Raw genomic sequence first — 12,845 nt, forward strand, 5'->3', positions numbered from 1 at the left:
GGTCGGGTGGACTCGGGACGTACGTATGGTCAAAGGATGTCCTCTCACGGGATGTCTTTCGTCAGAGCGCTGGGGGCGGGTGTGGTGGTGGGAGTGTTCAGGAGCAGATGGGGCAGGCCCGTCGATGGATGGTCGACGACGGTGCCGGACACCTCGAAGACGTCGGCCAGCAGAGCCGGCGTCAGCACCTCGACGGGTGGTCCGTGCACGATGACACCACCGTCGGAAACCACTGCGACGGAGTCGAAGTGACGCAACACCAGGTCGAGGTCGTGCATCGCCGCGACCACGGTGGCGTCGAGCTCGTCGAGGATCTCCATCAGTCGTAGTCGCCAGGCGGCGTCCAGGTGATTGGTGGGTTCGTCGAGCACCAGGATCGGGGTCTGCTGAGCGAGCGCGCGGGCGAGGACGACGCGGTGCCGTTCGCCGCCGGACAGCTGGGTGCACGAGCGGGTGCCCCAGCCGTCGAGCCCGACCTGGATCAACGCGCGATCGACCACCGTCTTGTCGTCGGAACTCCCGGTGGACCAGGCCGACCGGTACGGGGTCCGGCCGAGGCCGACCGCCTCGGCGACCGTCAGCTCCGCGGAGGGCTGTTCCTCCTGGCCGACCACCGCCATCGACATGGCGCGGCGTCGCGAGGGGATGCGGTGGAGGTCGTCTCCGTTCACCTCGACGGTGCCGGCGGCCGGGCGTTCGAGACCGCACAGCGTGCGCAGCAGGGTGGTCTTGCCGGAACCGTTGGGCCCGACGATGGCCAGTCGGGTGCCGGCGGGGACCGCGAGATCGACATCCCGCAGTACGACGCGGCCACCTCGACGGCACGCAAGCGCGTTCGCGCGCAACGACATCGACGATGCGCGGGCGGGGTCGGTCACGAGCCTCCCCCGAACACGTACTGGCGTCGTCCCATGAGGAACAGGAAGATCGGTGCCCCGATCAGTCCGGTCACGATGCCCAGCGGCATCTCGCGCGGTGCGGCCGCCACCCGCGAGATCACGTCGACCCACACCAGGAAGAGCGCACCGCCGCAGACCGCCACCGGCAACATCGCGCGGTGGGTGGCGCCGACCAGGAGCCGCGCCGCGTGCGGGACGATCAGACCGACGAAGCCGATGCCGCCCGCCACCGCGACGAGCACGCCGACCAGGAGACCCTGGACACCGAACAGCGCGTTGCGCATCGCGCGTACCGGCACGCCCAGCGACGTCGCGGTGTCGGTGCCGGCCGCGTAGGCATCGAGCCAGGAGTGGATGGCGAGCATGGCCACGACGGTGACCAGCACGACCGCCCCGGCGATCTGCACTTTCGCCCAGGTGGCGCCCGCGACGCTGCCGAGCATCCAGAACATCACGTTGTCGGCGGCGTGCGGGTCGGCGGCGGTGAACACCAGCAGCGACGACAACGCCATGAACGCCGAGGACAACACCACCCCGGACAGGATGAGTCGCAGCGCGGTCAGCCCGCCCTGGGCGCGGGCCACCAGGTACACCGTGACGGTGGCGGCCAGCGCGCCGAGTAGCGCCCCGCCGGACAGCGCCCAGACTCCCAGTCCCGCGAGCACGCCGAGGGTCATCACCGCGGTGGCCCCGACCGCCGCGCCGGCGGACACACCCAGCAGATACGGCTCGGCCAGCGGGTTGCGGACCAGGGCCTGCATGAGTGCGCCGGCCAGCGCCAGCCCGGCTCCGACCAGCGCGGCCAGCACGGACCGGGGCAACCGGAGATCCCAGATGATGACGGCGTGCGCGGAGTCGAGCTCGGCCCCGGTCATTCGGCCGACGACGGTGTGCCACACGTCGCCGACGGGGATGGTCTCCGCGCCGAAAGCGGTGGCCAGGGCGATGCTGAGAAGGGTGAGGACGAACAGTACTGCGGCTAGCGGCGTCGCCGGGAGTCGCCGGACCGACGGGGCGGTCGCGCTCTCGGTCGTGCCGTCGGTACGACGGGACACGGGTGGTACTGCCTATCGGTCTGGGTATCTGTGCGCGAGATACACGATGGACTCGAGCGAGAACGGCCGGTAATCGGACTCGGGATCGTGGCGCCGGCGCCTTCCCGGGTCGCCCCGGTGTCCGCGCCGAATCCGTCCCCCATACCGTTGCGCGCCAGTCCCGGATTCACACCGGGTTCCCTGACACCCACGTGTGCGGGTGTGACCGTTCTCGGGGCTGAACATACCAACAACGATTCGCTACACCTGAGTCAGATGTCGCAGTTCGTGGTTCTGGGCGCAACGATGCGCGACATCGGTGCCCGGACAGCCGACACGCGAGCACCTACGCTGGGGGCCGACGATCGATGAACCCGACGCGGAAACGGTGAAGCGATGGACGTACGAGACACGAAGCTGGCCATCATCGGGGCGGGTGCGGTGGGCACCGCGATCGCCTACTCGTCCCTCATCCGAGGTGTCGCACGGACCATCGCCCTCCTCGACATCAACGCTGCCAAGGTGACCGCCGAGGTGCTCGACATGTCGCATGGCCTCGAGTTCGTGCCCCGCGCGGACATCATCGGATCCGACGACGTGTCGGTGTGTGCGGACGCCGACGTCGTCGTGTTCACCGCCGGCGCGAAGCAGAAGCCCGGGCAGTCGCGCCTCGAATTGGCCGAGGCGACAATCGGTCTGACACGCGCCATCCTCCCCGGGGTCTTGGCGGTGGCCCCGAACGCGATCTATGTGATGGTCACCAATCCCGTCGACATCGTCACCTACGCCGCCCAGGAGATCAGCGGGCTGTCACCGCACCAGGTCTTCGGCTCGGGCACGGTGCTGGACTCGTCCCGGCTGCGATTCCTGATCGCGCAGCACTGCGGGGTCGCGGTGCAGAGCGTGCACTCCTACATCGTCGGCGAACACGGCGACAGTGAGATCCCGCTGTGGAGTTCGGCGTCGATCGGGGGCGTGCCGCTCACCTCGTGGACGCCGCTGCCCGGCCGTCCGGCGATGGACGCCGTTGCGCGCGAACGTATTCACCACGAGGTCGTACATGCCGCGTACACCATCATCGAGGGCAAGGGGGCGACGAACTACGCGATCGGTCTGGCCTCGACGCGCATCGTCGAGGCGATCCTGAACAACGAACACCGGGTGCTGCCGGTGTCGACGAGGGCGGACGGCATCGAGGGGCTCGACGGCGTGTGCCTCTCGCTGCCGACCGTCGTCGACCGCGGTGGTGCCCAGACCCGGCTCGATGTCCCGCTGTCGGACTCCGAGCGGGCGGGTCTGCTGGCATCGGCGGAAACGCTGCGCGGGATGCAGGCGCGGTTCGGGTTCTGACGTCACACGGGGACGGTCCCGCGCAAGAACTCGAGCTGATCGGCGACCACCCGCTCGAAGTCGGCGCCGACGTAGATGTCGAAATGTCCTGCCGGATAACGAATCACTCGCGCTGCCGGGGCGCGGCGGGCGTACCGGGCAGTCGGTCCGGCCGGCGCCACGGTGTCCTCGTCGCAGATGCACACGAGCGTGGGACAGGTGAGCTTTCGCAATGCCCGACCAGGCGTGTGCAGCGGGATGGCGAGACCGGCCCGCGCGGCGACCTCGTTGATGAACTCCAGGTCGTCGGGCACCAGCGGCAGGTATCCCGACACCGCGTCGGGTGCCGTCATCAGGGCGGCCGAGCCGGACGCACCGGCGAGGCCGACGGTGACCGGCGGACGGCCCAGTGCCGAACCCGCCAGATCCGCGAGCGCGCGCACGGTCACCTTCGCCCCGGACACCACCCCCAGGGCGGCGGTGGAGGCTGTTCCACTGGTGAAGGGGCACTGGGAGATCACCGCGGCCACCCGGCCGTCGCGTTCGCCCGCGACCAGGACGTGTCCGCCGCCGAAGGACGTGCCCCACAGCACTATCCGTGAGGTGTCGACACCGCTGAGTGTTCGGGCGAAGGCGATTGCCGCGGCCCAGTCGTCGAGTTGGCGGCGAATGGAGAGCAGCTGTCGCGGTTCGCCGTCGCTGTCACCGAAGTGGCGGTAGTCGAACACCAGGCACGAGTATCCCGCGGCGGTGAAACGCTCGGCGAACGCGTCCAGGCGCATCCGCCGGACCGCACCGAGCCCGTGTGCCATCACGATGACCGGTGCCGGAGTGGTTCCCTCGGGCCGGTACCACCAGGCCCGGCATGTCGTCCCGGACGAATCGAACTCGACGTCGTTCCTGCTCATCGTTCCCCCGCTGTCGGTGGTTGCCTGGCCGGACTGTACCAATACGCGTTGTCGAATGGCAGGCTCGTGGCAGGCTGTGGAAAGCGAGATGGAACCCGACGTCGACGCTGCTAGCGTCTGCCGTCGTGAAGAGATTGATAGCGGGGGCGTTGATCGCCGGAACAGCAGTATTCGGATTGGCCGTGGGCGCGGGTGATTCCGACGCCAAGATCAAGCCGGGTAACTACAAACATCAGCAGCTCATCTACGGGGTCATCCCGACCCCGGAGTCGAACGTCCGGGTCATCGGCAACGGTTTGTACACCGACTACTACGGACTCGGACCGTGGAATCTGTCGCGTCAGCAGATCCAGCACACGAAGAGTGGTGGCGTCGTCGCGTTGACCGCGGACCCGCCCGTGCAGTGGTACCAACGGGTCGAGTATCGGCGTACCAAGAACGGTTACACCGGTACGACGTACATCCTCGGCGGCATCCCGACCGGCAACGTCCTGCTCAAGGAGCAACCCCGCCGCTGACCCCGCGCCTTCCGATCCCGGGTCCGGCCGACGGCGTGTCCGTCGGCCGGACCAATCTTCGCGTCGCATGCGCTTTTCGCCGGCCGGAACCCGTAGTGTCACCTAGTCACGTTGAGGTGTCGGGGGACACTACGAAGAAGGTCAAGCACGATGCGTTGCTCGCGAAAGATGGTTCTCGGATTCCTGGCCGCGGCGTCGATGACGGTCGCTCCGCTGATGGTGGCGGCACCCGCCTCGGCGGCAACCGACTACGGCAATTGCACCGAGCTGCGCGGCGACTACCCGCACGGTGTCGGCAAGACCGGCGCCGTCGACTCGACGTCGGGTACGCCGGTCACGACGTTCACCGTCGACGACGAACTGTACGAGGCGAACTCCGAGAGCGACCGCGACGGGGACGGCATCGCCTGCGAGAAGCACTGAGCGTGCGTCACACTGGGTGACGTGTTCACTCAGGTCGAGGACGAGAACCGCCGGTTGCTCCGTGCGCGCGACGCCATCGACCGCTCCTACGCCGACGACCTCGACATCGCAACGCTCGCCCGCATCGCGCTGATGTCGCCGTCGCACTTCATCCGCCGGTTCCGGGCCGTGTTCGGGGAGACGCCGCACCGCTACCTGCAGCGTCGGCGCATCGAGCGGGCCTGTGCCCTCCTTCGGACCACCGACGTCCCGGTGCTCGACGTCGCGTTGCTGGTCGGCTACGACAGTCCTGGCACGTTCGGCCGGACGTTCAGCCGAATCGTCGGCTCCAGTCCCACGGCCTACCGGCAGCGTGTCGCTCCGATTCCCGTTCCCGGTTGCTTCGTGCGCCGGTGGACCAGGCCGAGCGATGCTGCCACCGGGGTCCCGCGAGCGGCCGAAGTGAGCGATTTCGGAGAAGCGCCGGCCGGGCCGCCGGTCGTATCGTCGGGCGCATGATCAACGGCATCGGTATCCATTCCGTCTACGTCCTCGATCAGGACGTCGCACTCGACTTCTACGTCGGCACACTCGGTTTCACGGTCGACACCGACGTCGACATGGGTTTCATGCGGTGGTTGACGATCGCGCCGCCCGGTCAACCCGACCGGCTCATCCTGCTCGAGAAGCCCGGGCCGCCCGCGCTTTCCGACGAGACCGCCGCGAAGATCCGCGACCTCGTGACGCAGGGGGCGATGCCGGTGACGATCCTGTCGACCGACGATTGCCGCGGCACCCACGCGGCGCTCGTCGCACGCGGCGTCGAGTTCACCCAGGACCCCGAAGACCAGCCCTACGGCACCGATTGTGCGTTCCGGGACCCGTTCGGCAATGCGTTGCGAATGACCCAGCGGGCCGTCTCCGCCCGGCCGATCCGAGCCGAGGACATCGCCTGCTGGGCACCGGACGATTGACCTGGTCCGCCGACCATCCCGACCGGCACGCAGGCGTTAGATTCGTGCCCATGGCGGTCCGACTCGACAAGTACCTGAGCAGCAACCACCCGGACATCGCGATCGCGGCGGCGTTGCTGTTCCTGGCCGGGCTCATCGACGCCATCGCGTTCGTCGTGCTCAAGGGCAGCTTCGTCGCGTTCATGTCCGGCAACTCGACGATCCTGGGAGCGTCGACCGCCGCGGGCCGGTGGTCGACGATCGCGATCGTCGCCGGACTCGTCGCGGCCTTCTTCGGCGGGGCCGTGGGCGGCGCGGCACTCGGTCGCTGGGGCGGACAGCACTCGCCGGTCTGGGTTCTCGTGGCCGTGACGGTGACGCTTCTCGCCGGCACCGTTGTCGCGCTGACCGCGTCGCCGACGGCCGGGATGATCGTGGTGGCGACGGCGACCGGCGCGATCAACTCGGCGCTGTCGCACACGTCGGCGGTGCCGGGCGGCTTGACGTACGTCACCGGCACGCTGGTGAAGTCCGCGCACGAGCTGGTCGCCTCGCTGGGTACCGATCGACCGTGGGCGTGGCTGGCGGTGTTCTGGATGTGGCCGGTGTTCGTCCTGGGCGCGGTGTGCGGCGGTTTCGCAGAACGTCACTGGGGTGTCGCCGGGTTGTGGGCCGGGGTCGCGATCGCCGCCTGCACCCTCCTCCTGCGGGTTGCCGAGACGTTGTCTCGGGGCAATTCGCGCTCAGATGGAACCGATCGGGCCGCTGGATAGTCTGAGTTACATGCGCGACGACAAGCTGCTCACCCGGATCTCCGCCCTTCTCCGTCAAGCGGAGAACACCGACAACGAGCACGAGGCCGAGACCTTCATGCAGGCCGCCCAGCGGCTCGCAACGGCGTCGTCGATCGACCTGGCGGTGGCGCGGGCCCACGACCCCGCGGCGCGCAAGAAGGTCACCCCGATCAGTCGACAGATCGCGATCGGCGAGCCCGGCAAACGCGGACTGCGGACCTATGTGCAGCTCTTCGTTGCCATCACCGCCGCCAACGACGTGACCGTCGACGTGGCGAGCAACTCGACCTTCGTGCTCGCCTACGGGTACGAAGCCGACATCGACGCCTGCGAGGCCCTCTACACGTCGCTGATCGTGCAGATGGTCGCGGCCAGCGACGCCTACCTGCGGTCGGGTGCCTACAAGGGCGAGACGTTCGCGCGGGTCGTCACCCGCGGGAACGGGTGGCGAGCCCGGCGGGTGATCGAGGAGAAGCCGTTGTCGCCGATCACGGCGCGGCTCAACTTCCAGTCGGCGTTCGCCGAACGCATCGGCAAGCGTCTCGCCGAGGCCCGCGACGCGGCGCGTGCGGAGGCCCTGGCCGCCGAACGCGACTCCGGGGAGACCACGCGCTCGACGGCGGTCGCGTTGCGCAACAAGGAGATCGAGGTCACCGACTTCTACCGGACCGAGTCGAGCGCCCGCGGGACGTGGCGTCCGTCGAGCGCCTCGGCCGGCTACTCGGAGGCCGCACGCCGCGCCGGCGACCGCGCGGGACGTCGCGCGAAGATCGGTGCCGACCGCGAGTTCGGCGGTGCGCGTGGCGCTTTGGAGGGTTAGGGCTCCACGCGCGTGGGCGGGGCGTCCACCGGACTCCCGGGAGGCCGGTCGTACCAGGATGCAGACGGGTGCGGGACGAACGGTGTCGGTGTGCCGGCCCACCGCCGCACCCACCGGCCCAGACGACCCTCGTCCGTTGCCACGGCGTGCACGACGATGGCGGTGACGACGAGGATCAGCGCGAACACGAACATCCAGCTGATCGCGACGAAGACGACACCGAGGGTGCCGTAGCTGCGGATGGTGCCCGCCGCGAGCGTCGGCAGTGCGACGCGGCTGCCGGCGAGCAGGGCGGTGATGAGGATGCCGGTACCGAGGCCGTTGAGGACGAGCAGCTTCATCGGTACCTGAGACGACACCAGGAGCCGCGGGATCGCGGTGAAGGTGACCGACCAGATCAACACGGTCACGGCGACGATGAGCCCGATTCCCAGGACGCCCCGATCGCCGATGTGCATGCCGAACAGCGAGGTGGCCTCCACTCCGGTGGACAGACCCTGCACGGTGACCGCGGCGGGGATGAGGAAGACGACGACGACCCATCGCCAGAAGCTGCTCCACGGCAGTTTGGCGACGTCCCAGATCGACACATACATTCGGCCGAGAGCACGGGACAGGGAGGTGGCGCCGGCGATGGTCATCAGCGCACCGACGATGCCGAAGGTCGTCGCCGAGGTCGGGTCGTCGATCGTGGGCGTGTCGAGACTGCTGACGGGGATACCGAGCTGGGTCAGTGCGTCGTCGACGACGCTGGCGCCCGGCAGGGTGAGCACCAGGATCACGACCGGGAGGATCGAGGTGAAGGCCTGCGCGGCCAGGGTCATCGACCGGTCCGTGAGATTACCCCGAGCCATGTCGATGACGATGCGGAGCATCAGGGAGGCGCCGGGCAGTCGCATCACGCGCTCGCGTACGGCATCGAGGTCGGGACGGCGCATGAAGTCTCCCATCGGCTCCGGGGTGCGCTTCGGCCCGCTCGCTTCGCTCCCGGCGCCGTGGCTCCTCGGCCCGCTCGCTTCGCTCCCGGCGCCGGGTCTCTCATCATCGGCGATGCCGTGAGTGAACGGGACACCGGGCGCGCACGATTCTATGAGGCCGAGCACCTCGTGCATCGCCTGTTCGACAACGTGTCGTCGTCACGGACGGTGCAACTCGCCGGCACCGAGGTCACCCTCCCCGCGGAGGCGCGCTTCGCCTCGATCGACGCCGTCGACGACTACGTGGGCCGCGTGCTCGCGCTGCCGGGTGTGCGGTCGAGTTTCGAGCGCGCGTCGCACCCGGTATCGGTCCGCGAACGGCGCGGCCAGCGGTCCGCCCACTACGCGGCGCGGGTTCGCAGATCCAATGGTGTGCCGGTCGCCGCCGAGATCGCCATCCCGTCCGCGGCCGACGGACGCTGGGCGCTGCGTGAACTGGTGGTGCTGCACGAGCTCGCCCATCACCTCGACGGCACGACCGGCCCGGCTCACGGGCGCGGATTCGTGCTGACGCTCATCGAACTCGTCGGGCTCGTACTGGGGCCCGAAGCCGCGTTCGTCTATCGCGTCGTGCTGTCGGATTCCGGGGTGGGGTGAACGACCTCAGCGCAGCCCGTCGCCGGCCAGCAACGTCAGATGGCTCGGGTGGTCGGGGTCGAGGACCAGACGCTGGTGTCGGCGTCCGCGTGCCTTGATGAGGTCGGGCACGAGCGTCAGGTAGCGCGGCAGGCTCGCGGCGTAGACGTCGACCCGGAGCCGATGGCCCGGCTGCAGGACCGCGTCGGTGGGGACGAGATCGACGTCGAGGCGGATCGGTTCGTCGGCGGGCACCGGCAGCTTGCGCTTGCGGGACAGATAGTGGTGCGCCGAGAGCAGGCTGCCGTCGTCGGCGTACGTCGACTTCGATTGGTCCAGTGCGCGATTCGACGCCGACAGCGCACCGTTGGTCAGCACCACCGACGTACCGTCGGGAGCGACGTCGTTCACGGTCACCGCCCAGACGGCCTCGTGTGCCGTGGTGGCGACGTTGAGGCGCAAGTTCATGGCGCCGCTGATCGGGGTGGCCTCTCCGACCGGCTCCGTGGTGAACGACAACGCGCCCCGCTCCTGGTATCGCGCGTCCCGGGCGAAGTCCGCGCCGAGGGCCAGCGTCGCTCCCGCGGTCACCTGGGTCATGTCCCGGGACCGGAGCCCCCGGGTGTCGGGCCGGACGTGTAGGGACGAAACACCCTGTGCGGGAGTGGTGCTCAGCGAACCGTCATGGACGCAATGGTCGGCGGTCGACGACGATTCGGCAGTCAGGTAGAGCCGCGTCGGGGCCACCCCGGGACGGGGGAAGCTCTGGCCCGCGGTCCACGCCCCGCCCTGCTGCAGCATGGTGACCGGCCCGTAGTACTCGATCCCGTTGCGGTGCCCCTTGAGCCAGCGGTCGAACCACGCGCGTTCGAGGACGTCCAGGCGCGGTGGAGCGAACTTGCCGCCGTATCCCGACCCCACGTCGAGGTGATAGCCGTCGCCGACGATCATCTGCTTGCGGCCCGGCTCCATCTGCAGGCGTTCGTACACCCCGGTTGCGCTGCGGCCGAACAGATCATGCCAGGCACCGACGGTGAAGGTGGGAGCTTCGATGCGGTCGACGATCGGGTCGCGGTCGTCGAAGTACGGGTCGTCGAAGATGCGGGGATCGCGTGCGGTGAGGAATCCCCACAGCAGCGAGGGGATCTCGGTGGCCGGGGACTTCACCCGATCGATCGCCCAGCGCACCGCGTCACCGCGCACGAGGTCGCGGATCACGTTGGCGGGGTTGGGAACCCACTTGAGCATGTTGACCGCGGACAGCCACACCGGGATGAAGGCCGACGGCATGCCGCCGGTGATGTAGATGTCGCGCACCAGGTCGTCGCACCCCTCGACGGCGAACACGGCCTTGAGTGCGGCGGGCCGCTTGTCGGCGGCCTGCAGCGAGTTGATGGCGGAGTACGACCAGCCCGCCATCCCGACGGTCCCGTCGCACCACTCCTGCTCGGTCACCCAGTCGATGACCTCCACCGAGTCCTGCTGCTCGCGAGGACCGAGGATCTGCCATTTGCCCAGGCTCGCGCCGGTTCCGCGGACGTCGACGACGACCTGCACGTACCCGCTGCGTACCAGGTTGCGATTGATGCCGAAGACGTCGAAGACCCCGCCCGACAGGGTCTGTGTCAGCGTCGTGAGTCCCTCGAGGGCCGTGCCCGTCGCGTCCATCGACCGGGATGCGGTGTGCAGTGCCTTGCCGAGGACGGGGGCGTGGAGGGTCTGGTCGATGAAGTCGATGGCCGCGCGGTTGTACGGGTTGATGTTGATGACCGCGGGATAGGGCGTGAGGATCGTCTGCCCGAACCGGTTGGCGGGCCGGATGACCGTGGCGCGCAGGACCACGCCGTCGCTCATGGTGATGGAGACGTTCCGGTCGATGACGACGCGCGGGTAGAGCTGCTTGCCGTCGACCTGCTCGCGCCAGCGGAGACCGTCGGCGCCGCCGGTGGGATCGCCGAGGGGGAGCGTGCCGAAATGCGGCGCACCAGTGGTGCGGGTTCGCGTCGACGGAGCGACACGGGAGCGCGGCTGTGTGGGATCCAGCTGGTACGTCATGGTGCATCACCCTGCCTGGGATGAGGTGTCGCACCCGCGAGTTGTTGCACGGATCGAGACGGCCGGGTGGACACCGACACCCCGTCGTGTCGGTCGCTTGCGTCCCGGCCCGTCCGCTGGCTGCGGATTACAGTGTGGTCCAGGTCACTTCACGTAGTCGCTGAAGGATAACTCAGCGGCGGTATCGGATGGCTAACGAGGTGGCGTCTTTTGGTCATGGCCGTGTGTGTTCCTGGTCACATTCAGGTAAACCCAGGTCGATGGCGGCCGCCGCCTCGAGCACCATCCACGCCGACAACTGCACCGACAGATCCCGCTCCGGGACCTCCGAGGGATTGACGGCGCCTGCCACGAACTGGGCTTTCGTGCCGGCGTCGGTCGGGATCACCGCGGTTCGTCGCCAGTCGCTGGAGAAGATCACCCGTCCGGCGACCTCGGTGCGATGGGCCCATGCGGCGTCCGCGCTACGGGTCACGATCCGGGCTGCCCGCGTACGGAGTTCATCCGACCCGTCGACCTCGGGCAGGTCGGTGGCGATGAGTGCGAGGTAGCGGGCCAGTACGCCGTGGAAGAGGCCGCCGTCGCCGCCACCCCCGCCGTTGATCACGCCGTCGGTGCAGGAGTGGCGTTCGACGGCGCCGAGCAGCCGGGCCAGCCGGTCGAGGTGCCGGCGATCTCCGGTCGCCCGCAACGCCTCGAGTTCGGCGCCCAGCACGACGCCCTGACAGTAGGTATAGGTGCCGGTCTCGGGCTTCAGCGAACCGTCGGGGAGCTTCTTGAGGCCGTCGATGACCAGGTGGGTGTCGGGATCGACGAGGTTGGCGTCCATCCAGTCGCACATCGCCACGGCGCGTTCGACGTGGCCGGTGCGGGCCAGCAGGATCGCGGCCGGGCCGTTGGCCGGTGCGTTGAAGAACTGATCGGCCTTGCGCCAGGGGATGCCGCCGCCGTCCGCCGGCACCCAGGCGTCGAGCATCTGCGCGGCGAGGACACGGAGTCCGCTCGCATGGTCGAGGTGCAGGTGCCGGTCGGCGCGTTCGATGGCCAGTCCCAGCCACGCCATGTCGTCGAAATAGTTGTTGGTCCAGCGGCCGCCGTTGCGGACCCGGATGCCGCGCAGCAGCCGGTTGGCGTCGTCGGCGACGTCGGGGTCGAAGGAGCGGTCCGACCCGACGCGGTGGATCGCGGCGTCGACGAGCAGGTCGACGAGGTGTGCCTGCCACCAGTAATGCCAGGATCCGAACTGGGCCTGCACGCGCCCGATTGGCCAGGCGACGGCTCCGGCACGTGTCCCCGGCAGCCAAAAGGCCCGCTGCAGGTGCCGGTCGTAGATGGCATCCGCGGCGGCCTGTGCGCGGGCGTTGGGGTCCCGCAGGTCCGACGATTTGGATTGTTCGTCCACGTCCGCGTAGCCTAGTCGTCGATGTGATGCACACCCGTGCGTCGTATCGGTTCAACCAGAGACCGTTGGTCGTCGGGATCTCCCGGACGAAGGCGCGACGAGGTCGCCGGCCCACGCAGGATGAACGAGGAATGTCGCTCCACACGAACAGTGTGTGCGTTCACGCCCCGTGCCTGTG

At 68.9% G+C, this 12,845-nt stretch carries 14 protein-coding genes and 1 riboswitch; of the genes, 8 read left to right on the top strand and 6 right to left on the bottom strand.

Features of this window, described 5'->3' with window-relative positions:
• Positions 1–44: 44 nt before the first annotated feature.
• The gene (locus ACFUEJ_RS03175; protein ID WP_078113076.1) at positions 45–851 is read right to left on the bottom strand and encodes an ABC transporter ATP-binding protein; all 807 of its coding nucleotides are present in this window, start codon (positions 849–851) and stop codon (positions 45–47) included.
• A gap of 23 nt (positions 852–874) precedes the next feature.
• Positions 875–1,954 carry a FecCD family ABC transporter permease gene (locus tag ACFUEJ_RS03180; RefSeq protein WP_388027527.1) on the bottom strand — a complete coding sequence of 360 codons (1,080 nt, stop codon included), beginning with the start codon at positions 1,952–1,954 and terminating at the stop codon, positions 875–877.
• 46 nt (positions 1,955–2,000) lie between these two features.
• Positions 2,001–2,179, bottom strand: a riboswitch (cobalamin riboswitch).
• A 150-nt stretch (positions 2,180–2,329) separates the two neighbouring features.
• Between ACFUEJ_RS03180 and ACFUEJ_RS03185 the strand changes: the two genes are divergently transcribed.
• On the top strand, positions 2,330–3,283 hold the full coding sequence (locus ACFUEJ_RS03185) for an L-lactate dehydrogenase (protein ID WP_078113046.1): 954 nt from the start codon (positions 2,330–2,332) through the stop codon (positions 3,281–3,283).
• Positions 3,284–3,285: 2 nt separating this feature from the next.
• On the opposite strand, the gene ACFUEJ_RS03190 is transcribed toward ACFUEJ_RS03185, so the two are convergent.
• The gene (locus ACFUEJ_RS03190; RefSeq protein ID WP_259936983.1) at positions 3,286–4,170 is read right to left on the bottom strand and encodes an alpha/beta fold hydrolase; all 885 of its coding nucleotides are present in this window, start codon (positions 4,168–4,170) and stop codon (positions 3,286–3,288) included.
• Positions 4,171–4,295: 125 nt separating this feature from the next.
• Between ACFUEJ_RS03190 and ACFUEJ_RS03195 the strand changes: the two genes are divergently transcribed.
• From ACFUEJ_RS03195 to ACFUEJ_RS03220, 6 genes are all read left to right on the top strand, one after another.
• Complete coding sequence (locus ACFUEJ_RS03195) at positions 4,296–4,688, top strand: hypothetical protein (protein WP_068971791.1); 393 nt, start codon at positions 4,296–4,298, stop codon at positions 4,686–4,688.
• 150 nt (positions 4,689–4,838) lie between these two features.
• Complete coding sequence (locus ACFUEJ_RS03200) at positions 4,839–5,111, top strand: excalibur calcium-binding domain-containing protein (protein ID WP_280360616.1); 273 nt, start codon at positions 4,839–4,841, stop codon at positions 5,109–5,111.
• A 21-nt stretch (positions 5,112–5,132) separates the two neighbouring features.
• The gene (locus tag ACFUEJ_RS03205) at positions 5,133–5,609 is read left to right on the top strand and encodes an AraC family transcriptional regulator (RefSeq protein WP_280360618.1); all 477 of its coding nucleotides are present in this window, start codon (positions 5,133–5,135) and stop codon (positions 5,607–5,609) included.
• A complete protein-coding gene (locus ACFUEJ_RS03210; RefSeq protein WP_068971788.1) occupies positions 5,606–6,064 on the top strand; it encodes a VOC family protein in 459 nt (152 codons plus the stop codon). The genes ACFUEJ_RS03205 and ACFUEJ_RS03210 overlap by 4 nt, the downstream gene beginning before the upstream one ends.
• Before the next feature lie 50 nt (positions 6,065–6,114).
• Complete coding sequence (locus ACFUEJ_RS03215; RefSeq protein ID WP_388027534.1) at positions 6,115–6,816, top strand: YoaK family protein; 702 nt, start codon at positions 6,115–6,117, stop codon at positions 6,814–6,816.
• A 10-nt stretch (positions 6,817–6,826) separates the two neighbouring features.
• On the top strand, positions 6,827–7,657 hold the full coding sequence (locus ACFUEJ_RS03220) for a DUF2786 domain-containing protein (protein WP_058253315.1): 831 nt from the start codon (positions 6,827–6,829) through the stop codon (positions 7,655–7,657).
• On the opposite strand, the gene ACFUEJ_RS03225 is transcribed toward ACFUEJ_RS03220, so the two are convergent.
• Positions 7,654–8,595: a hypothetical protein gene (locus ACFUEJ_RS03225; RefSeq protein WP_388027537.1), complete on the bottom strand. Its 942-nt coding sequence runs from the start codon at positions 8,593–8,595 to the stop codon at positions 7,654–7,656. The genes ACFUEJ_RS03220 and ACFUEJ_RS03225 overlap by 4 nt on opposite strands.
• A gap of 117 nt (positions 8,596–8,712) precedes the next feature.
• Here ACFUEJ_RS03225 and ACFUEJ_RS03230 point away from each other — a divergent pair, with 117 nt between their 5' ends.
• Positions 8,713–9,231 carry a TIGR04338 family metallohydrolase gene (locus ACFUEJ_RS03230; RefSeq protein WP_078113079.1) on the top strand — a complete coding sequence of 173 codons (519 nt, stop codon included), beginning with the start codon at positions 8,713–8,715 and terminating at the stop codon, positions 9,229–9,231.
• 6 nt (positions 9,232–9,237) lie between these two features.
• Here the strand turns inward: ACFUEJ_RS03230 and ACFUEJ_RS03235 are convergent, their stop codons facing one another.
• Positions 9,238–11,265 carry a CocE/NonD family hydrolase gene (locus ACFUEJ_RS03235; RefSeq protein ID WP_288816840.1) on the bottom strand — a complete coding sequence of 676 codons (2,028 nt, stop codon included), beginning with the start codon at positions 11,263–11,265 and terminating at the stop codon, positions 9,238–9,240.
• 214 nt (positions 11,266–11,479) lie between these two features.
• A complete protein-coding gene (locus ACFUEJ_RS03240; RefSeq protein WP_388027540.1) occupies positions 11,480–12,667 on the bottom strand; it encodes a glycoside hydrolase family 76 protein in 1,188 nt (395 codons plus the stop codon).
• Positions 12,668–12,845: the final 178 nt, after the last annotated feature.

The sequence above is a fragment of the Gordonia sp. NPDC057258 genome (genome assembly GCF_042668985.1).
Lineage (GTDB): Bacteria > Actinomycetota > Actinomycetes > Mycobacteriales > Mycobacteriaceae > Gordonia > Gordonia hongkongensis.

Excerpts from the sequence above, each read along its gene's own strand:
- ACFUEJ_RS03175 (WP_078113076.1), bottom strand. The coding sequence starts at position 851 with ATGTCGTTGCGCGCGAACGCGCTTGCGTGCCGTCGAGGTGGCCGCGTC.
- ACFUEJ_RS03185 (WP_078113046.1), top strand. The coding sequence starts at position 2,330 with ATGGACGTACGAGACACGAAGCTGGCCATCATCGGGGCGGGTGCGGTG.
- ACFUEJ_RS03190 (WP_259936983.1), bottom strand. The coding sequence starts at position 4,170 with ATGAGCAGGAACGACGTCGAGTTCGATTCGTCCGGGACGACATGCCGG.
- ACFUEJ_RS03200 (WP_280360616.1), top strand. The coding sequence starts at position 4,839 with ATGCGTTGCTCGCGAAAGATGGTTCTCGGATTCCTGGCCGCGGCGTCG.
- ACFUEJ_RS03210 (WP_068971788.1), top strand. The coding sequence starts at position 5,606 with ATGATCAACGGCATCGGTATCCATTCCGTCTACGTCCTCGATCAGGAC.
- ACFUEJ_RS03215 (WP_388027534.1), top strand. The coding sequence starts at position 6,115 with ATGGCGGTCCGACTCGACAAGTACCTGAGCAGCAACCACCCGGACATC.
- ACFUEJ_RS03220 (WP_058253315.1), top strand. The coding sequence starts at position 6,827 with ATGCGCGACGACAAGCTGCTCACCCGGATCTCCGCCCTTCTCCGTCAA.
- ACFUEJ_RS03225 (WP_388027537.1), bottom strand. The coding sequence starts at position 8,595 with ATGCGCCGTCCCGACCTCGATGCCGTACGCGAGCGCGTGATGCGACTG.
- ACFUEJ_RS03235 (WP_288816840.1), bottom strand. The coding sequence starts at position 11,265 with ATGACGTACCAGCTGGATCCCACACAGCCGCGCTCCCGTGTCGCTCCG.